16 protein-coding genes and 1 riboswitch are annotated in these 19,446 nt (G+C 63.9%); of the genes, 10 read left to right on the plus strand and 6 right to left on the minus strand.

The genetic code is table 11. From position 1 onward, the window contains the following. Positions 1-179: 179 nt before the first annotated feature. Positions 180-1,241 carry a YncE family protein gene (locus OK352_RS05505; RefSeq protein WP_265140447.1) on the minus strand — a complete coding sequence of 354 codons (1,062 nt, stop codon included), beginning with the start codon at positions 1,239-1,241 and terminating at the stop codon, positions 180-182. Between the two features lie 222 nt (positions 1,242-1,463). Further along, positions 1,464-2,948: an MDR family MFS transporter gene (locus tag OK352_RS05510; protein ID WP_265140448.1), complete on the minus strand. Its 1,485-nt coding sequence runs from the start codon at positions 2,946-2,948 to the stop codon at positions 1,464-1,466. Positions 2,949-3,077: 129 nt separating this feature from the next. Between OK352_RS05510 and OK352_RS05515 the strand changes: the two genes are divergently transcribed. Further along, positions 3,078-3,767, plus strand: a complete 690-nt coding sequence (locus OK352_RS05515) for a TetR/AcrR family transcriptional regulator (protein ID WP_265140449.1) — start codon at positions 3,078-3,080, stop codon at positions 3,765-3,767. Between the two features lie 59 nt (positions 3,768-3,826). On the opposite strand, the gene OK352_RS05520 is transcribed toward OK352_RS05515, so the two are convergent. Further along, the gene (locus OK352_RS05520; RefSeq protein ID WP_265140450.1) at positions 3,827-5,287 is read right to left on the minus strand and encodes a beta-N-acetylhexosaminidase; all 1,461 of its coding nucleotides are present in this window, start codon (positions 5,285-5,287) and stop codon (positions 3,827-3,829) included. A 61-nt stretch (positions 5,288-5,348) separates the two neighbouring features. Here OK352_RS05520 and OK352_RS05525 point away from each other — a divergent pair, with 61 nt between their 5' ends. The 4 genes from OK352_RS05525 (at position 5,349) to OK352_RS05540 (ending at position 9,389) form a co-directional block, all read left to right on the plus strand. Beyond that, positions 5,349-5,996, plus strand: coding sequence for a pentapeptide repeat-containing protein (locus tag OK352_RS05525; protein ID WP_265140451.1), 648 nt, complete (start codon positions 5,349-5,351; stop codon positions 5,994-5,996). A gap of 1 nt (position 5,997) precedes the next feature. Then, entirely contained in the window at positions 5,998-6,984 is a 987-nt protein-coding gene (locus OK352_RS05530) for a DUF2332 domain-containing protein (protein ID WP_265140452.1), read from the plus strand. A 46-nt stretch (positions 6,985-7,030) separates the two neighbouring features. Next, positions 7,031-7,189: riboswitch (ZMP/ZTP riboswitch) on the plus strand. A 34-nt stretch (positions 7,190-7,223) separates the two neighbouring features. Beyond that, entirely contained in the window at positions 7,224-8,495 is a 1,272-nt protein-coding gene (gene glyA, locus OK352_RS05535; RefSeq protein WP_265140453.1) for a serine hydroxymethyltransferase, read from the plus strand. 12 nt (positions 8,496-8,507) lie between these two features. Continuing rightward, positions 8,508-9,389, plus strand: coding sequence for a bifunctional methylenetetrahydrofolate dehydrogenase/methenyltetrahydrofolate cyclohydrolase (locus OK352_RS05540; RefSeq protein ID WP_265140454.1), 882 nt, complete (start codon positions 8,508-8,510; stop codon positions 9,387-9,389). Between the two features lie 475 nt (positions 9,390-9,864). On the opposite strand, the gene OK352_RS05545 is transcribed toward OK352_RS05540, so the two are convergent. From OK352_RS05545 to galT, 3 genes are all read right to left on the minus strand, one after another. Continuing rightward, positions 9,865-12,540, minus strand: coding sequence for a phosphoenolpyruvate carboxylase (locus OK352_RS05545; protein WP_265140455.1), 2,676 nt, complete (start codon positions 12,538-12,540; stop codon positions 9,865-9,867). A gap of 154 nt (positions 12,541-12,694) precedes the next feature. Next, positions 12,695-13,867, minus strand: a complete 1,173-nt coding sequence (gene galK, locus OK352_RS05550; protein WP_265140829.1) for a galactokinase — start codon at positions 13,865-13,867, stop codon at positions 12,695-12,697. Then, positions 13,867-15,054 (minus strand): galactose-1-phosphate uridylyltransferase, encoded by a 1,188-nt coding sequence (galT, locus tag OK352_RS05555; protein ID WP_265140456.1) that lies wholly within the window; start codon positions 15,052-15,054, stop codon positions 13,867-13,869. Before galT ends, galK begins: the two co-directional genes overlap by 1 nt. Before the next feature lie 201 nt (positions 15,055-15,255). On the opposite strand from galT, the gene OK352_RS05560 reads away from it, so the two are divergent. The 5 genes from OK352_RS05560 to OK352_RS05580 all read left to right on the plus strand — a co-directional run bounded on the left by OK352_RS05560 (position 15,256) and on the right by OK352_RS05580 (position 19,363). Next, positions 15,256-16,044, plus strand: coding sequence for a DeoR/GlpR family DNA-binding transcription regulator (locus OK352_RS05560; RefSeq protein WP_265140457.1), 789 nt, complete (start codon positions 15,256-15,258; stop codon positions 16,042-16,044). Between the two features lie 19 nt (positions 16,045-16,063). Beyond that, the gene (locus OK352_RS05565; RefSeq protein WP_265140458.1) at positions 16,064-16,642 is read left to right on the plus strand and encodes a GNAT family N-acetyltransferase; all 579 of its coding nucleotides are present in this window, start codon (positions 16,064-16,066) and stop codon (positions 16,640-16,642) included. Positions 16,643-16,956: 314 nt separating this feature from the next. Then, positions 16,957-17,706 carry an amino acid ABC transporter permease gene (locus OK352_RS05570; protein WP_265140459.1) on the plus strand — a complete coding sequence of 250 codons (750 nt, stop codon included), beginning with the start codon at positions 16,957-16,959 and terminating at the stop codon, positions 17,704-17,706. Then, the gene (locus OK352_RS05575; RefSeq protein WP_372338078.1) at positions 17,703-18,476 is read left to right on the plus strand and encodes an amino acid ABC transporter ATP-binding protein; all 774 of its coding nucleotides are present in this window, start codon (positions 17,703-17,705) and stop codon (positions 18,474-18,476) included. Before OK352_RS05570 ends, OK352_RS05575 begins: the two co-directional genes overlap by 4 nt. Positions 18,477-18,517: 41 nt before the next feature. Beyond that, positions 18,518-19,363, plus strand: coding sequence for a substrate-binding periplasmic protein (locus OK352_RS05580; protein ID WP_265140460.1), 846 nt, complete (start codon positions 18,518-18,520; stop codon positions 19,361-19,363). Positions 19,364-19,446: the final 83 nt, after the last annotated feature.

The raw sequence follows: 19,446 nt of genomic DNA on the forward strand, positions 1-19,446 counted from the left end.
ATTTCGTCCTTGCGCAGGTTCTGCCCGTGACTGAGCGCTTGGACCCTGGGCCGATGGGGGCCTAGTGCGAGTCGGAAGATGAGGGCCCGTCGCCTCCAGAGGCGACACGTCGTGTGTGTGCTCCCTGTCGTTGTCCCATGCTCGGTGGCGGGCATACTTCCGCCACCGAGCATGTGCTTTTACTCGGACGGAGTTGATGTTCCGGAAATCGTGTTGTCCGTGAGGTCAACCTCGCTGACGGTGAGGTTCTCGTTCAGCACCCACGCTGTTGCAGAGTTGTCGGAGAACTTAATGGCTTGTCGGGGGCCACTGAAACCCTCGATCGTCGCCGTGACGGTGTTGGTCGCCGTATCGATGACGGAGACGGTGTTCGATTCGAGGTCGCCTGAGAGCAAGATGGAGTCATCAGGCGAGAGGGCAGCGCCGTAGGGCTTCTCTCCCACGGGAATGCGTGCGATGGTCTCACTCGTGGCGGTGTCGACGACCGAGATCGTGTTCTCTCCGCTATTTGCTGCGTACAGTCGAGTGCCGTCGCTGTTCACGCTCACCGCTCTCACCATGTTGAAGCCTTCGACCTGGTGGTCGATCGTGTTGTCCTGCGTGTTCACCGCGGTGACCCTGTCGCCCTTGAAGTTCGTGACGTAGAGAGTTTCTTCATCGGCTGAGAGCACCACTCCTTGTCGGGGCTGCGCGAATCCGCTGATGACGGAAGAGGCTCGCTGCTCAGCGAGGTCAACGACGGTGACTGTTCCTGCCGCCTGATTATTGACGTACAGTGTGTCGCCCTCCGCGTTTAGTGCCGTTCCGAACGCCCCGGCACCGAGTGGGAACCGTTCATCGACGTCGAGGCTGCTGAGTGAGACCTTATCGACGACTCCGAGAGTGCTGTCGGAGATGTAGAAGCTGTCGCCGTCTGGAGCAAACACAATGTTCCGAGGGGTGACGTAGTCGGAGAGCTCCGACGTGACCGAACGGGACTCCAAGTCCACGATCTCGACCCTGCCGGTCTGCGAGTTCGAGACCACCGCGACCTTCTCGTCTGGACTGACGGCCATTGTATTGTTGTGGATCGACCCGTCGAACGGTTCTGCAGCCTGCTCGTTCGTGCCGTATGCGCCGAAGGCGCGATTGGACTCCGGAGAGGGTGCCTCGCCAGACATCGCGGGGCTGGAGCAGGCTGAAGCGACGAGCGCGGCAGCGAGGGTAGCGGCGAGACTGAGGAATTTGATTTTATTTTTCACGATTTCAGTCTTGGTTCCCCGGTTGCACGCGCACTGAACGATGGAGGATCATTCGTGCCGGTCTCGCTCAGAATCACCTGCTAGAAGCGACGTGTAGTGCTGACTGCACCGTCGGACACGTTCGGTATCGAAGAGTTGACCGGGGCACCAGGCAGAGCAGATGCTGTAGCAATCGCTGATGTGAACGTACGTGCTGCATCACCGTCCATCCGCCGATGCGGGCTAAGCCTCAACACGGGGTGGGAGGTTGGTCCCGGTCGGTGACGATGATCTCGGTTCTGATGCGCCAGCGGCTGGGCCCCGACGGAGCGGGATTTCTTTGATGGCGAATGCGGCGGCGACGCCCAGCGCAGAGATCGCGGCGGTGACCCCAAAGATCGTGGAGATCGCCTGCGCGATGCCTTCGCTGCCGGTTGAAGAATCGACGGTGTACGCGGTGAAGATTGATCCGAATATTGCGATGCCGAGCGACCCGCCAATGGTCCGTAGCAGTGTGACCGCGCCTGAGGCAGCCCCCATGTCCTTCTGCTGCACACTGTTCTGCGCGATCGTAGTAGTCATCTGCTGGGTGAGCCCAGAGCCGATGCCCATCGGGATCATGAAGGCCGCGGTTGCGCCAATTGGAGTCCCGACCGTCATTGTGGCAAGGAGGACACCCCCGACGGTCAGGGCGATCGAGCCGAGCACTGGGAACACCTTGTATCGGCCGGTGCGTGTCATCAGGCGCCCGGCAATCTGCGACACGATCACGACGGGGATCATCATCGGCAACAGCAGCAGTCCCGAGGAGCTAGCAGAGGCACCCTGCACGGTCTGCTGGAAGATCGGCAGGTACAGCACGCTGGCGAAGACCACGATTCCGCTGGTGAACGCCAGGATGGAAGCCATCGTAAAACTGCGTTCCCGGAAGATCGCGAGAGGAAGGAGCGGCTCCGCCACGCGTTGTTCCCACCACACGAAAGCAACCAATGCGAGCGCGAACACGACAACGAAGGCACCCGTCTGCCATGATGCCCACTCGAATGTATCGCCAGCCCAGGACGTGAGGAAGATCAACGCACTGACGGCGATTCCGAGCAGGACCGCGCCGAGCCAGTCGATCTGTGCCTTGCGTTGCACGCGTGGCATCCGCAGAGTCCAGGCGACCCATGCCATGGTGAGGACTCCCAGGGGAAGGTTGATCAGGAACGCCGAGCGCCAGCCGAAAGCATCGGTGAGGAAACCCCCGACCAGGGGGCCACCGATCGTGCCCGTTGCCACGATGATCGCCACCATTCCCTGATACTTCCCGCGCTCACGAGGGGGCACGAGGTCGCCAATGACGGCGAACGCACCAACGGCGAGACCACCGGCGCCAATTCCTTGAATGGCGCGAGCGAGGATAAGCAGGATCATGCTCGGCGCGAGTGCGGCCAGGAGGGAGCCGACGATGAAGGCTGCAACGGAGATTTGGAAGATGCGCTTGCGTCCGAACAAGTCGCCTAACTTCCCCCAAATTGGCGTGGTCACCGCTGTCGTCAACGCGTAGGCGGTCACAACCCAGGACAGCAGCGAGGCATCACCGAGATCGCGAACGATCGAGGGAGCCGCCGTGCCGACGATGAAGTTGTCGAGCATCGAGAGCAGAAGCCCAAACATGACACCGAGCAGCGTCATCCGGACGCGAAGTGGCGTCATCACGACGGCGGCGGGGGAAGTGTTGGTCATGAGGGTGCCTCCAAGGCATGGCAGCGGGTCTGATCACACGCATTACGAACATGTTCGTTGGAACTATAGCTTCCAACGAACATGTTCGCAACGGACGTGTTCGTTCAATGTTCCCGTTACGCTGGGTCCATGGCTTCCGAAGCACCAACCCGCAGTCGCCGCGAGCGCCCGTCCAAGCCAGCGCTTTCTCGGCAATGGATCATCCAGGTGACCGTCGACATCGTGCGACGAGAGGGATTGGACAAGGCGACGATGCGCCGAGTCGCGCAGGAGCTCGACACGGGCCCCGCGTCTCTGTACGTTTACATCGCCAACACAGCGGAGCTGCACGCAGCAGTCCTCGATGACCTGCTCGGTACGCTTGCGGTGTCCACGCACGGGGATTGGGCTGAGCGGACGCACCAGCTTCTCGCTGACTATCGCACGCTGCTGTTCTCGTATCAGGGTCTCGCGCGGTCAGCGCTGATCATTCGCCCTTCTGGGAGGAACGCGACCATCCTGTACGACAACCTCCTGGGGCTGCTGCTCGAGGGTGGGATGGAATCCTCCCGTGCGGCCTGGGCGGTGGACCTTCTGCTTCTTTACGTCATTGCGAACGCGGCCGAACACGCGTCACCGGAGCGCACCGGCGCTGAGCCGGAGAAACGCCCTGACAGTGAGCGCGAACGCATCACCCGCTCCATCATCGATGCTGACCCGACTCTCACTCCGCATGTGGCGGGGCACGCAGATCAGATTCTTGCAGGCACGCCGACGCAGCGCTGGGACTGGGCAATCAATGCATTGCTTGCCGGGTTCGCAGTGACACCGGTGCCTTGACGGGACGACGTGCGGCCCTCTCAGAACTCGCACACTACGCGTCGTTGAACGAGTGAGTGCTAGGCAGGGCCGTACTGGATGCTGGCCGCAGCGAGGCGAGGCAGAAGGGCGTGCACTCGCGACTCGACGTCGCTGACAGCATCCGCCCACGCCAGGTCGGCAACAGCCAGAAGGCGCGGGAAGAGCAGCGTGTCGATGTCGTCCTCCGTCTCAACGGTCTCCGTCCAGAGCGGAGCCTCAACGCCCAGCACGACGCTCTCGTCGACGCCGGAAATCAGTGTGGCTGGATCCCAGTCCGTCACGTCCGCAAGTGGGGTGGGGCCCTTCGCCCAGTCGAGGCCGATGCGGAAGTCGGCCTCCGGCATCATGTCGAGGTAGATGGCGTCGGCGGGGGAGAGGATCAGCTGACCGCCCTGCCGCGCCACTGAACTCGCCCGCTCACCCTCGTCGTTCTCGGGGATGCGGGTGCCCCAGTACTGCCCGATCGTGCCCTCGGCAAGATCGTCGCTCGCCCCGATCTCGTGCCAGCCGATCGGCAGCTTGCCCTGCGCCGTCACCATGCGTGTCACACGGGCGATGAACGGTCGGTAGTCCTCCAGCGTCGTCGAGTGCGACTCGTCACCGCCAATGTGAATGTACGGACCGGGCGTGATCGAGGCCAGGTGCCCGATGACGTCACCGATGAACTCGTACACCGCCTCGGAACGCGTGTCGAACGTCGAGAAGCCCACCTCGGTGCCGTGATACGGCTCGGGCGTCACTCCCGCCGGAGCGAGTTCGGGATACGCCACGAGTGCGGCGTTCGTGTGACCCGGCATGTCGATCTCGGGGACGACGGTGATGAACCGGGATGCTGCGTAATGCACGATCTGCTCGTAATCCGCAGTGGTGAGGAAGCCGCCGGGCCCGCCACCGACCTGCGAGTCGGCGCCCGAGCGCGTGAGTTCGGGCCACCCCGGGATCTCGATGCGCCAGCCCTGATCGTCGGTGAGGTGCAGATGCAGATAGTTCAACTTCAGCGCGGCCGCCTGATCGATGAGCCGCATGATCGTGTCGACGCCGAAGAAGTGCCGGCTGATGTCGAGCATGACACCGCGGTATGCGAAGCGCGGCCAGTCCAGGATCTGCACCGCGGAAATCTCCGCGCGGGTGCGGTCGGGCACCGCAGAGCCGGCATCGGCCGGCAGCAGCTGCCGCAGTGTCTGAATGCCCGCAGCCAACCCGGCATCGGCGGGAGCGTCGATGATGATCGAGCGCCGATCGACGGTGAGGCGGTATGCCTCAACGGTGCCGGCTTCAAGGTCGTCGATGCTGGCGTTGATCTCAATCACGATGTCGCCCTCGGCCGCAGCGCCGGTCGACACGGGAAGCTCGCAGTCCAGCACCTCGCGCAGCACGCTGGCCAGATAGTCGCCGAGCTCAGGGCGGTCGGTGACGATGCGGGTGCCTTCGCCGATCGTGAAGGAGCCGTCATTCTCGATGACGGAGCGCGGCTGAGGCAGGAGGACGGGACGTGACACGGAAAGACCCTCCGAGGGACGGGTGGATGGTAGAGAGAGTCTACCGAGATAGTGTGACCGGGTGACCGTACATCCACCGCGTATTCAGGCTCCAGCACTCTCCGGCCTCGAGCCGGCAACTCTCGATGATCTTCTGGCTGGCGACCTCCGCGAGGGCGAGAGCTTCACCGACGACTCGCTCGCCGATCGCACACTCGCCGACCTCACATTTTCAGAGTGCTCGTTCGACGGGCTTCACGCATCCGGGCTCGTCTGCCGCGGCATCCGGGCCACCGACTGCTCCATCGAATCGGCGGATGCTGCCACAATTTCAGCGCCGTCATCGACGCTGCGCGACGTCACGATCAGCCACTCCCGGATCGGCTCGCTCGAGGGCTACGACAGCCAGTGGAACAGCGTGCGCCTCACCGAGTGCAAGCTGGGCTACATCAACCTGCGCGGCAGTGTGCTCGCCGATGTCGCATTCGACGGCTGCCAGATCGACGAGCTCGACCTCGGCTCGGCCCGGGCGACGCGTGTGACCCTGAGTGGATGCCGCATCGGCACTCTCGAGGTGCCGGGGGCGACCCTGAAGGACGTCGACCTGCGCGGACTCGACCTGTCGAGGATCGTCGGTGCCGACGGTCTGCGCGGAGCCGTCATCGATGACGAACAGCTTCTGCAGCTCGCCCCGATCCTCGCGTCGCAGCTGGGCATCGAGGTGGTGTGACGTGCGACCGCTCGACGTGGACAATCGCATGGACGTCTCGGCCCGGTTCGCCGACTTCGCCGACCGCGAGGCGCACGGCAACTCGGCGCGGTACGACACCTGGTGTCGCGCGATCGCGGCCGACCACGACCTGTGCGCCCTGATCGCCTCACTCCCCGCACACAAACAGCAGCCCAACCTGGTGCTCGCGGCCACGCGGTATCTGCGCGTTCCCGAGCTGCCTGCCGAGGACTTCCTGCAGTGGCTGCGCGACAACTGGGATGACGTACGCCACGAGGTGCTCGCGCGGGCGACGCAGACCAACGAACCGGGGCGCACCGCGGCGATCCTTCCGCTTCTGGCGCAGATCGGGGGCCCGATCGCCCTCATCGAGGTGGGAGCATCCGCCGGTCTCTGTCTGTACCCCGATCGCTACAGCCACGTGTATGACGGTGGGGTGCGCATTGACCCGGCCGACGGGCCGTCCGCGGTCGAGACGGCTTGCACCACGATGGGCGGCGTGCCGATCCCGCAGGTGCTGCCGAAGATCGTGTCGCGGTCCGGCATCGATCTGAACCCGCTTGATGTCAGCGACCCCGACGACATGCGCTGGTTGCACGCGCTGATCTGGCCGGGGCAGCGCGAGAGAAACCAGCGACTGGATGCTGCCGCCGCAATCGTCCGTGCCGACCCGCCGACGCTCGTGCGCGGCGATCTCAACGAGCAGATCGAGGCGCTCGTGGATGCCGTGCCGGCGGGCGTGACGCCGGTCGTGCAGCACACGGCGGTTCTCGCGTACCTCGACACGGCCGGCCGCGACCGCTTCTACGGGCAGATGGCACGATTGCCGTGCCGGTGGATCTCCCTCGAGGGGCTCGCGGTCTTTCCGCAGATCGACGCGACGATTCCGCCGCAGAAGCATCTGGACGACAACCGGTTTGTGCTCGCGCTCGACGGTCAGGCGAGGGCATTCGCCTCGGCACACGGGCAGCGGCTGCGCTGGATCTGACCGCGTGAATCGCACACCGCCGCGGCGACAGCATCCGCTGTTATGCTGTACCCGTCGCGACTGGCGTATTGACGGACGATTCCGACGGGCTCACGCCCCCGGATGACCCGGCTCAGATGGTGCACCATCGGGGAGCGACGTGCGAACCTCAGCACTGGAATCCTCAGTATTGAGGCGGATTCGGCCGCACGCCTGGGCCGATATGGGGTTACCCGTCCGTCTGTCACAAAGGAGCCAGAATGACCGATACGTTCAACGCGCCGCTGTCGGAGGTCGATCCCGAGATCGCCGCCGTGCTCGACCAGGAGCTCGGCCGCCAGCGCGACTACCTCGAGATGATCGCGAGCGAGAACTTCGTTCCCGTCTCAGTGCTGCAGTCGCAGGGATCCGTACTCACCAACAAGTACGCCGAAGGCTACCCCGGGCGCCGCTACTACGGCGGCTGCGAGTTTGTCGACGTCGCCGAGTCGCTCGCGATCGAGCGCGCGAAGTCGCTGTTCGGCGCCGAGTATGCGAATGTTCAGCCGCACTCCGGCGCGAGCGCCAATGCTGCGGTGCTCTCGGCGATCGCGACACCGGGCGACACGATCCTCGGCCTCGAGCTTGCCCACGGCGGCCACCTCACGCACGGGATGAAGCTTAACTTCTCGGGCAAGCTCTACAACGCCGTCTCGTACGGCGTCGACCCCGAGACCTGCCTCGTCGACATGAACGTCGTGCGTGACAAGGCGCTCGAGCACAAGCCGAAGGTCATCATCGCGGGCTGGTCCGCTTACCCGCGGCAGCTCGACTTCGCCGCGTTCCGCGAGATCGCCGACGAAGTGGGCGCGACGCTCTGGGTCGACATGGCGCACTTCGCCGGCCTCGTCGCCGCGGGGCTGCACCCCTCGCCCGTTCCGTACGCCGACGTCGTGTCGTCGACGGTGCACAAGACCATCGGCGGGCCGCGCTCCGGCTTCATCGTGTCGCGCGACACCGCACTGGCGAAGAAGCTCAATTCAAACGTCTTTCCCGGTCAGCAGGGCGGGCCTCTCATGCACGTGATCGCCGCGAAGGCGACGGCGTTCCTGCTGGCAGCATCCGATGATTTCCGTGACCGCCAAGAGCGCACGGTCTCGGGCGCGAAGCTTCTCGCCGAGGCACTCACCTCTGACGAGTCGCGCGCCGCGGGCGTCAACGTGCTCACTGGCGGCACCGATGTGCACCTCGTGCTCGCCGATCTGCGCGAGAGCGAACTGTCGGGGCAGGATGCCGAGAATCGCCTGCACGAGGTCGGCATCACGGTGAACAAGAACTCGGTGCCCTTCGACCCGCGCCCGCCCATGGTGACGAGCGGCATGCGCATCGGCACACCGGCGCTCGCGACGCGCGGATTCGGCGACAAGGAGTTCGCCGAGGTCGCCGACATCATTGCGCAGGCAATGCGCCCGGATGCCGACATCGCCACGCTGCGCGGCCGGGTCTCGACCCTCACCGAGGCGTTCCCGCTGTACCCCGAGCTGCAGCAGTAGGGCGGGCAGCGAATGAGCGCAACGATTCTCGACGGGCGGGCAGCCGCCGCCGATATCAAAGCAGAGCTCACCGAACGCGCGGCGGCGCTCGCCGCGAAGGGCGTGACGCCCGGAATCGCGACGGTGCTGGTCGGCGCCGACCCGGCATCCCAGCTCTATGTCGGAATGAAGCACAAGCAGTCGACGGCGATCGGCATGAACTCGATGCAGCGCGAGCTGCCCGCGGACGCCACGCAGGAGCAGGTCGAACAGCTGATCGACGAGCTGAACGCCGACCCCGACTGCCACGGGTACATTGTGCAGCTGCCGCTGCCGAAGCACATCGACACCGACAGCATCCTCGAGCGAATCGACCCGGCGAAGGATGCTGACGGGCTGCACCCCACCAACCTCGGCCGGCTGGTGCTCAACGTGAACGGCCCGATCGACACGCCGCTGCCGTGCACGCCACGCGGGGTGATCGAGCTGCTGTTGCGTAACGACTACGACCTGAAGGGCAAGCACGTCGTCGTCGTGGGGCGCGGCGTGACGATCGGTCGTTCGATCGGGCTGCTGCTGACGCGCCGTGAGCTCAACGCGACGGTCACGCTGACGCACACGGGCACCGTCGACATGCCGCAGTACCTGCGCCAGGCCGATGTCATCGTCGCTGCGGCGGGAGTGAAGCACTTGATTCGCCCCGAAGACGTGAAGCCGGGTGCCGCGGTGCTCGACGTGGGCGTGACGCGCGAAGAGAGCCCAGACGGCGGCAAGGCGAAGGTCTTCGGTGACGTCGCTCCCGGCGTTGCCGAGGTCGCGGGCTACGTGTCGCCGAACCCCGGCGGAGTGGGCCCCATGACGGTGGCGCTGCTGATGACGAACGTGGTTGAGGCGGCGGAGCGCGCCACGCGCTGACGCTGCCTGCGAAGCGCTGCGCGAACAGGCACCTCATGCACGCTGATGCGGGCTGGCTGCCGGCGCTGGCTGTCCGCTGAAGTCCGCTGCGTGCGCGGAGAGGCCGCCTGTTGCTCGCCCGTCACTCCAGAAAAGTGAGGTGCAGGAACTGGCGGCCACGAGCGTCGGCGAGACCCACCACTTTCTGCACCTCACTTCTGTGGCGTGGCCTGCGCAGCATCCCTGAGCGTGTGACGTTCACGCGGGGCTACGGCAGCCGCGGCACAAGAGCAGGAGCGTACTCAGCTGCTGACGAAGCATCCACAGCCGGGGCCGGCACGGCGGCCCGCGACGCTTCTCGCCTCAGTAGCCCGTCAGACCAGACCTCAGCGGCCCGTCAGACCAGAAAAGTGAGATGCAGCAGATGGCGGCCACGAGTGCCGGCGGGACCCGCCACTTTCTGCAACTCACTCCTGCGGACGCGCAGACTGCGACGTCAGCCGGTGTTCTGCAGGCCCGCAGCCACTCCGTTGACCGAGAGCAGCAGCAGGTTGCGCGCCTGGTCGATCGTCGCCTCTGTCTGCTGCGTGGCCGCACCGCGCAGGGTGCGCAGGGCGCGCAGCTGCAGCAGCGACAGCGCGTCGACGTACGGGCTGCGCAGACGCACAGCGCGCTGCAGCACGTGGCGGTTGTCGAGAAGCTCGTCGCTGCCCGTTGCGATGAGCGACCACTCGCGGGTGAGCTCCATCTCGGCGAGCACCAGCGCGGCGAGGTCGTCGCGGTCGCCGAGCTGCAAGTAGCGCTCGGCAATGCGCGGATCCGTCTTCGCCAGCGACATCTGCACGTTGTCGATCATCGTCGTGAACAGCGGCCATTCGCGATACGCTTTCTGCAGCTGCTCGCGGTCGCCCACCGCCTTCAGCGCGGTGCCGAGACCGAACCAGCCAGCGAGGTTGATGCGGGCCTGCGACCACGAGAACACCCACGGAATGGCCCGCAGATCCTCGAGCGACTCCACAGAGAGGCCTCGGCGGGCCGGGCGCGAGCCGAGCGGAAGCAGCCCGACTTCCTCTTGCGGGGTGACCTCGGCGAACCACGGCGCGAAGTTCTCGGCGTGGACGAGCTCGTAGAAGCGCTCGCGGCTTGCGGCATCCATCACCTGAGCCATGTCGCTGAACGCCGTCGCCGCGTTTGCGTTGAGCTCACCGTTCGACGGGCTTGACGCCAGCAGCGTGGCCGAGGCGATCTGCTCGAGATGGCGCAACGCGATCGTCGGGTTGCCGTACTGCGCGAAGATGACCTCGCCCTGCTCGGTGAGCTTGAAACGACCGTCGACCGAGCCGGGCGGCTGCGACAGCACTGCCTCGTTCGCCGGCCCGCCGCCGCGGCCCATGGCGCCACCTCGACCGTGGAACAGGGTGAGACGGATGCCGCTGCGCTCTGCCCAGCGGGCAATCGCGTCTTGAGCTTCGTACAGTGTGAGCGTCGCCGATACCGGGCCGACGTCTTTCGACGAATCGGAGTAGCCGAGCATGACCTCGAGGCGACGGTCTGTTGCCTCGAGGCGCTGCTTCACCTCGGGCAGCTCGATCATCTTCTCGAGAATCTCGGGCGCGTTCTTGAGATCGTTGAACGTCTCGAACAGCGGAATGACGTCGAGCACCGGCGTCTCGCCGTCGCCGAACGCGTAACGCGCGAGGCGGTGCACGTTCGAGATGTCGGCGACTTCTTGCGTGAACGAGATGATGTAGCGCCGGGCGGCGTTCACACCGTAGCGCGTTTGCAGAGCGCCCATCGTACGGAAGACATCGAGAACCTCGTCTGTCATCTCGCTCGGCTGAACGCCCCGATCAAGCTCGTCGAGCGCCTGACGGTGCACCTTCGAGTGCTGGCGCACCTCGAGCTCGGCGAGGTGGAAGCCGAAGGTCTCCACCTGCCAGATCAGGCCCTGCACGTCGCCATAGGCGCTGCGCTTGTCGCCAGCGGCCACGAGCGAGTTCTGCACGATGCGCAGATCGTCGAGAAGCTCTTCCGGGCCGGAGTACGCGAGGTCGGCATTGCGGCCGCGGGTCGCTGCGATGCGCTCCGCCACCATCAGCACGACGCGACGGTGCGGTTCGTTGGGGGAGCGCGTCGCGATCTCGCTCGTGAGCTCATCGGCGAGAGAACGCTGGCGCTGCCACAGCTTCACCAGCTCGGGGCTCGGCGCCGTGTCGCCCGCGTCGAGCGTCAGCATCCTGCCCACCCGGGTCGCCGCGTGCTCGAGGCCGAGCAGAACGTGCTCCGACTGAATGGCAGCGGCCTGCCTGGTGATCTTCGCCGTGACGTTCGGGTTGCCGTCGCGGTCGGCGCCGATCCACGAGCCGAAGCGCACGAAGGCGTGCGAGCGCGGGGGAAGAGTGCCTGCCGCCTTGCCCGTGAGCCGGTCGTCGATGAGGCGGTAGATGCGCGGCATCGCCTCGAACAGCGTCTGATCGAAGATGTTCATCGCTGTGCGCACCTCGTCGAGAGGCGTCGGGCGGGTGGAACGCAGCGGCGCCGTGCGGAACAGCACGTTGACCTCGGCGAGAAGCGAGCGCTTGTTCTCGCTGCGAACGTTCTCGCCGAGCCGCGGGTCGTCGTTCTCGGCGATGAGCTCGCTGATGCGGCGGATCGACGAGGCGACGGCACGCCGACGTGCCTCGGTAGGGTGCGCCGTGAGCACGGGGCGAAACTCCAGGCCGTCGAGCATCCGCTGCGCGCCGTCGTCGCCCAGTTCGTCGACGAGCGCGTTCATCGTCGAGGTGAAGGATGCCCCGACATCGTCGCCCTCGTCGGGGTTGCGGCCTTGCAGCACGCGAACGCGGTGGCGTTCCTCTGCGAGATTCACGAGGTGGAAGTAGCACGTGAACGCACGCGCCACCTCTTCAGCACGCTCGGGCGAGAACGACGCGACGAGCTTCTCGGCATCCGTAAATGCTTCAGCGTCTCCGTTCTCATAGGCAGCGATGGTGAGGCTGCGCAGCTTCTCGACATCATCGAGCAGATCGTCGCCGCCCGCTTCGATGAGCACGCGGCCGAGCAGTTCGCCAAGGTATCGGACGTCTGAGCGCAGGGCGTCGGGAATCTCCAATTTGCGGGGGGCCGCTTGGATGATCGAGATTGCCGACGTTGAAGGGTATGAGTCAGTCATCGTTCTCCGAGGCTAGCGAGAGTTCGCCCTATCGCGTAATCGAGGTTCGTTTTGTGACGCGATGCTTCGCTGTCGCGAGTCGAGCCGCTCGACCGCGAACCAGCACGTTCCGGATGCTGTCACAGCAGCGTCGACATCCGGTCACTGCGCGGTTTCAGAAGACGCGGCCCGCACCGTCGGACGGATGCACGGTGAAGCACTCCGGCGCCCGGAAGCCGGCGTCGGAGAACGCCCGCAAAACAGCATCCGCCACCCGTTCGACACGGTCGTGCGAGACGAGGGCGATGGCCGCACCGCCGAACCCACCGCCTGTCATGCGTGCCCCAACAGCGCCGTTTGCCTGCGCCGTTTCGACCGCGAGGTCGAGCTCGGGCACAGAGATCTCGAAGTCATCCCGCATCGAGACGTGAGACGCGTTCAGAAGGTCTCCAATTGCGCTCGGGCCGCTCGTGCGCAGTACCCGCACGGTGTCGAGCACACGCTGGTTCTCGGTGATGATGTGCCGCACGCGGCGGAACGTCTCGTCGTCAAGCTCACGCTCGGCACGCTCGAGGTCATCGATGTCGAGGTCGCGCAGGCTCGGCACGCCCATGAGGCGCGCACCCTTCTCGCACGAGGCTCGTCGCTCTGCGTAGCCGCCCGTTGCGTGTGCATGGTCGACGCGCGTGTTCATGACGAGCAGCTCGAGACCGTGCTTTTCGAAGCCGAGCTCGATCACCTCGGAATCCAGCGAGCGGCAGTCGAGAAAGACGCCGTGGTCGCGTGTGCCGAACAGCGATGCGCTTTCGTCCATGATGCCCGTCGGGGCGCCGACCGCCTTGTTCTCTGCCAGCTGGCCGACGCGCGCGAGCGTAGCGCGGTCGAACTCCAGCCGCCACTCGTCGTTCAACGCGACCGCGATGGCGCACATGAGCGCCGCAGACGACGAGAGGCCGGCACCCGCCGGAACGTCAGAGGCGATGTGAGCGTCGAACCCGCGTACACCCGTCAGACCGGCACCGAAGTGCCGCAGTGCCCAGATCACGCCGAGCGGGTAGGCCGACCAGCCGTTCAGTGTGCCCGCGGTGAGTTCATCGACGTCGAGTGCATCGAGGGAGATTTCGGCAACAGTATCCGAGAAATCTGTCGAGAGCCGCACCACGCGATCATCACGAGTTCGCATCGCGACGGCGGTGGAACGGTCGATCGCGAAGGGAAAGACGAAGCCGTCGTTGTAGTCGGTGTGTTCGCCAATGAGGTTGACGCGGCCGGGGCCACGCCAGACGCCGTCGGGGGCGCTGTCGTAGCGAACAGCGAACGAGTCTGCGGTCGAGCGGGGGGAGGTCATCATCGTGCGTCCTGATCGAGTGTGGATGCTGCGGGTTCGACGGGGTGTGCGACGTCGGCACGTGCAATGGCATCGCGCAGGTTCTGCGCCGCCTTCTCGGGCGGAATGTCGCCGATCCACGCGCCCATCGCCGCCTCAGAACCAGCGAGGTACTTGAGCTTGTCTGCTGCTCGACGCGGCGACGTGAGCTGAAGCATCAGCCGCATCTCACCGCGCGCGACGTTGACCGGGGCCTGGTGCCACGCGGCGATGTACGGTGTCGGCGTGTCGTAGAGCGCATCGACGCCGCGCAGTAGTCGCAGATAGAGCACGGCGAGCTCGTCGCGTTCATCGGCCGACGTCTCGGTGAAGTCGGCGACGTGCCGATGCGGCAGCATGTGCACTTCGACGGGCCATCGTGCGGCGAACGGAACGAAGGCGCTCCAGTGATCGCCGCGCAGCAGCATCCGCTCGCCCGCCTGCTCGCGCTTGAGAATGTCGGCGAACAGCGTGGGGCCGTACGAATCGATGGCGTCAAGCATCTGGCGCGTGCGCGGAGTGATGTACGGGTACGAGTAGATCTGGCCGTGAGGATGCTGCAGAGTCACGCCGATCTCGACGCCCCTGTTCTCGAACGGGAACACCTGACGCACGCCGGCGAGAGAACTGAGTGCCCGCGTGCGCTCTGCCCAGGCCTCGATGACGGTGCGGGCTCGGGTGCGGCTCAGCGATCCGAACGAGCCTTCGCGCTCGGGCGAGAAGCACACGACTTCGCAGCGCCCGACCGAGGTGCGGGTACGCTCGAGGCCGACGCGCGTGAGGTCGTAGAGGCCGCGCGGCTCATTGTCGTCGCGCAGCAGCGGGCCGAACGAGGGGGACCTGTTCTCGAACACCGCAACGTCATATTCGTTGGGGACTTCCGAGGGGTTGGTGGGTGTCTGCGGTGCGAGCGGGTCGAGCTCGGCCGGCGGCAGAAATGCGCGGTTCTGGCGTGCGGCTGCAATCGACACCCACTCGCCGGTCAGGGCGTCCTGGCGCATCGTCGCCGTGGGCGGGCGCGCATCGAGTTCGCGCGTGTCAGCGCTGCGCTCGGGTGGAAGCGTCGAGTCGGGATCATCGAAGTAGATGATGTCGCGGCCGTCGGCGAGCGTATGCGACTGGCTGGTGATTCCGCCGGTGAGCTCTGCGATGTGGGGGGTGTGAGGCATAAAGTTCTTCGAGTCAGATCGTTCGCGCGGGCTGCGCTTCCGGTGCGCCCATCGCGCCGGAAGCGCTCCAGTATCGGTTGTGCGCTACAGAAACTTTTGGCGCGCACATCACGTTCTGGCGCGCTTGTCTGCTTCTGTGGCTCCTTCAGAATCTATCGCTTACTTATTGAAAAGTAAAGATAAATAAACGAAACTACAGATATGACGGATGCTGATTCTCTACCTGCTGAGGTGCGCCGCGACCGCATCCGTGCCCGGCTCGACACGCGCGGCTATGTGCGCGCCGCCGACATCGCGCATGACTTCGCCGTGTCGAGCGTCACGGCCCGTGCCGATCTCGACGCTCTCGTCGAGGTGGGCGTCGCGCGACGAGTGCACGGGGGAGCGGTTGCGGCTGGAGCGGCTCCGGAGGTTCCCGTCGAGCAGTCGGTGCAGACGGGCACCGAGTCGAAGCGAGCGATCGGGCGTCGCGCGGCGAGCCTCGTCGACGCGGGGCAGAGCGTCTTTCTCGACGTCGGTTCGACGGCGCTGGCCGTGGCCGAGGCGCTTGTCGAACGCACAGAGCTTCACGATGTGGTCGTCGTGACGAACGGCATCTCGACGGCGCTCGCACTGGAGCCGGCGCTACCGAGGATCTCGGTGTATGTGACGGGCGGTGCGCTGCGCCCGCTTCAGCATTCGCTCGTGAATCCCATGGGGCAGCAGCTCATCGAGAGCGTACATGCTGACGTCGCGATCCTCGGCTGCAACGGCGTCGACGTCGAGGCCGGAGTCACGAACGTGAATCTGCCGGAGGCCGAGATCAAGCGCGCCATGGTCGCGGCATCCGATCGCGTCATTGTCACGGCTGACGCTTCGAAACTCGGCCGGGTCACGATGGGGCATGTCGCCGAACTCGCGCGCGTGGATACGATCGTGACGGATGCTGCCGCTGATCCGCGCGTCATCGATAACCTGCGTGCCGCGGGTGCCGCTCTGCTTCTGGCATAGCCTTCGGTACCGTGTCTTCATGCCACGAATCCGGGTCAGACCAGCATCAGTGAAGGATGCACCTGCGATCGCGCGCGTACATATTCAAGCGTGGCGCGAGGCTTACGCTGGGCTGCTCTCTGACTCATACCTCGCCTCTCTCGATGAGGCCGAACGTGCAGAGAAGTGGTCGCGGATTCTGAGCGAACCCACGTCGAACGTCGTCGTTGCCGAGTCGGCCGGCGCGTTCTCTGGCGACGTAGAGCCCGGCGGCGCGGTTATGGGCTGGGCTTCGTCGAAGCAGCTGGCAGATTCGGATGCTGTCGCCGCACGTGAGATCAACGGAATCTACATTCTCGCCGCGCACTACGGCTCCGGGGCTGGCCAGCTTCTTCTCGATGCGGTGGCCGGCAACGGTTCGGCGCTTCTCTGGCTGATGGACGGCAATGCGCGAGCCGAGGCGTTTTACGTGCGCAACGGCTTTCGCCGCGACGGCGAGGCATACGACCGCGAGATGGGCGACCGCGCGGTGCAGATCGTTCGCATGGTGCGCTCTGCAGTGCCCCGTGGTGCACACCCCGGCGCCAGAGACGCGCGCGAGTCGCTCGGGCTTGAATGACACACACGAAGCGAAAGTGCCCTTGTGCTGTCGGTAGTGTGCGTTCGCTCGTTACGACTCGGAAGCTCAAGATCGCTCCCAAGGACGTTCATCATTCAACTGTACGTGGAAGCACATTTTAATTTTGAGTTGATAACTGCAGCTTGACGTCTCCATTTTACCACTGGTCGTGGCTAAAAGTGGAGAAGAGCGGCTGTTTTCAGCTCAACAATTATAAATCTAATAAAATATTGACTTAATTTCAACAATTCGTCATACTCAACTTCATCCCCTCACGGTTTCTTCTCTGAGGGCTCGTACGACGGAGTAGAGATATGGAAGAATTCCTTCACACATTTTTCGACCTGGACTCAATCGTGGCCATCCTTCCGGTCCTGCTGACGGAAGGGCTCGCTAACACGCTCATCATCTCGGTTTCGGCGGTGCTTGCCGGCCTCCTCCTTGGCCTCGTTCTCGCGATGATGCTGATGTCGAAACTGTGGATTGTGAAAGTCCCGGCGCGCATATATGTCGACGTGTTTCGCGGGCTTCCAGCAATCCTGACCATCAGCCTCGTTGGGCTTGGATTCCCGGCTGCAGGTATACGTCCGTTCGGCACGTCGCCATTCGGATACGCGATTCTGGCCGTGGGGCTGATCTCTGCGGCATATACAGCTGAGATCCTGCGATCGGGCATTCAATCCATCGATAAAGGGCAATTGCAGGCGGCGCGTTCGCTTGGAATGACGCAGTTTCAGGCGATGCGGAAGATCGTGATACCGCAGGGCATTCGAAACGTGTTACCTGCCCTCACGAATCGCTTCATCATCGACATTAAGGAGAGTTCGCTTGTCTACCTTCTGGGTTTGTCTGTCGGCCAGCGCGAACTCTACTTCATCGCCTATCAGCAACAGGCAGTCACTTATAACTCGTCAGCTCTCGTCGCGGCGGGTATCTGTTACCTCTTGATGACGATCCCGCTGACGTACGTCGTCAACGCCTGGGATCGCCGATTGCGAACGGGTCGTTCGCGCCCGAAGGCGGTTCCCGTACCGAGCCAATCCACGATGGAGGTTGTGTCATGAGCATGATGGCGCAGGATGCGAAAATCGACGCTTCGGAGCATTCCAAAGGAATTCAGATTCGCGACGTGCGTAAGTCGTTCGGAGACACGGAGGTGCTTAAAGGCGTATCGCTGGATGTCTCGCTACGCGAAGTCGTGTGCATCATTGGTCCGTCTGGGTCGGGAAAATCGACGTTGCTGAAGTGCATCAACCTGCTGGAACAACCGACGTCGGGTGAAATTTGGGTCGATGGGATTGAGCTGACAGCAAAGTCGGCTGACATCAATGCTGCGCGGGCCAGAGTCGGCATGGTGTTTCAACACTTCAACCTCTTTCCTCACCTTTCGATACTTGAGAACGTCACCATGGCGCTCCGCGTCGTCAAACGGCTACCAGCAAAGAAGGCCGAAGAGATCGCGGTGCGACAACTCACACGCTTGGGCGTTGACACACTCAGTCATTTACGCCCCGCTGACTGTTCCGGAGGTCAACAGCAACGCGTTGCTATCACACGTGCGCTAGCGATGGAACCTCAGGTCATGCTGTTCGACGAAGCGACATCTGCCTTGGACCCGGAACTGGTCAAGGGCGTTCTTGACGAAATGCGAGCGCTCGCGCTCGACGGAATGACCATGGTCGTGGTCACACATGAAATGGCATTCGCGCGAGAAGTTGCTGATCGAGTCGTGTTCATGGACAACGGGCAAATCGTCGAAACGGGGCCAGCCGAAGAAGTCTTAACGAATCCGCAGACTGACCGGCTTCAGAACTTTCTCTCACAAGTGCTCTGACGTCGGTGGCGACGGTCTAGGCGCATTCACGAAAGGTACGAATGACAATGAAAGCACGACGATTTGTGAGCGCGATTGCGCTGTCAGGAACGATCCTGCTTGCGGCAGCTGGATGCTCCGCAGCGGATCCCTCTGGGGAAGGCTCAGCTGGTGACAATCCCTATGACCTCCTCACCCCAGGGGTGATTCTCTCGGCGACATCGGGTGATCAACCGTATTTCACAACTGTGGAGGATGGCGGGGAGCCCGAAGGATTTCTTATTGATCTCAACGATGTCATCATGAAACGTCTGGGGGTCAAGATTGAGTACAAACAAACGCCGACCGCTGGCGAGATTCCCGGGCTGACGGCCGGGCAGTTCGACATGGTGACGGGCGGTTTCGGCGTGACTGATAAGCGCGAGAAGGCAGTCAACTTTTCTACGGCGATCTTCTGGGACACCATCGCGCTCCTCGCGCACAAGGACACCACCATAACATCCTTCGATGAAATGGCAGGAAAGCGAATCGGGGTTGTCACGGGGTCGATCCAGGTGGAATTCCTTAAGAACAATTATCCCGATGCAGTGCCGGTGCTTTTTCAAGGCACGAATGCTGCGGTGTCTGCGCTCAACTCCGGGAGCGTCGATGGATTTGTCTGGAGTGGCGTCAGCATGAAGCCGTATGTCGACCAGTATGAGGACCTCGCCGTGGCGTACTCAGAGCCTGTGGATCACCCGACGTCCGTCATGTTCCAGAAGAGTAATCAGGCGTTGACTGACGCGTACAACAACGAGCTCAAGAAGATGGCAGAGGAAGGCCTCTTCAAAAAGCTGTATGACAAGTACTTCGCAGGGCTACCTGTGCCACAGCCAATGGTGGAAATTTATCCCAACTTGGCGGACTGACCGAGGCTCACTGATCCTCGCTGTATGGCTCAGCGATAACGACGCGTTCGCCTGGCAAAGTTTGCGCGAAAAGTGCTCCTTTT

The sequence above is a fragment of the Microbacterium sp. MPKO10 genome, from assembly GCF_026107415.2.
Lineage (GTDB): Bacteria > Actinomycetota > Actinomycetes > Actinomycetales > Microbacteriaceae > Paramicrobacterium.

Coding starts and splice junctions, on each gene's coding strand:
- OK352_RS05510 (WP_265140448.1), bottom strand. CDS start 2,948: ATGACCAACACTTCCCCCGCCGCCGTCGTGATGACGCCACTTCGCGTC.
- OK352_RS05515 (WP_265140449.1), top strand. CDS start 3,078: ATGGCTTCCGAAGCACCAACCCGCAGTCGCCGCGAGCGCCCGTCCAAG.
- glyA (WP_265140453.1), top strand. CDS start 7,224: ATGACCGATACGTTCAACGCGCCGCTGTCGGAGGTCGATCCCGAGATC.
- OK352_RS05540 (WP_265140454.1), top strand. CDS start 8,508: ATGAGCGCAACGATTCTCGACGGGCGGGCAGCCGCCGCCGATATCAAA.
- OK352_RS05545 (WP_265140455.1), bottom strand. CDS start 12,540: ATGACTGACTCATACCCTTCAACGTCGGCAATCTCGATCATCCAAGCG.
- galK (WP_265140829.1), bottom strand. CDS start 13,867: ATGACCTCCCCCCGCTCGACCGCAGACTCGTTCGCTGTTCGCTACGAC.
- galT (WP_265140456.1), bottom strand. CDS start 15,054: ATGCCTCACACCCCCCACATCGCAGAGCTCACCGGCGGAATCACCAGC.
- OK352_RS05560 (WP_265140457.1), top strand. CDS start 15,256: ATGACGGATGCTGATTCTCTACCTGCTGAGGTGCGCCGCGACCGCATC.
- OK352_RS05565 (WP_265140458.1), top strand. CDS start 16,064: ATGCCACGAATCCGGGTCAGACCAGCATCAGTGAAGGATGCACCTGCG.
- OK352_RS05570 (WP_265140459.1), top strand. CDS start 16,957: ATGGAAGAATTCCTTCACACATTTTTCGACCTGGACTCAATCGTGGCC.
- OK352_RS05575 (WP_372338078.1), top strand. CDS start 17,703: ATGAGCATGATGGCGCAGGATGCGAAAATCGACGCTTCGGAGCATTCC.
- OK352_RS05580 (WP_265140460.1), top strand. CDS start 18,518: ATGACAATGAAAGCACGACGATTTGTGAGCGCGATTGCGCTGTCAGGA.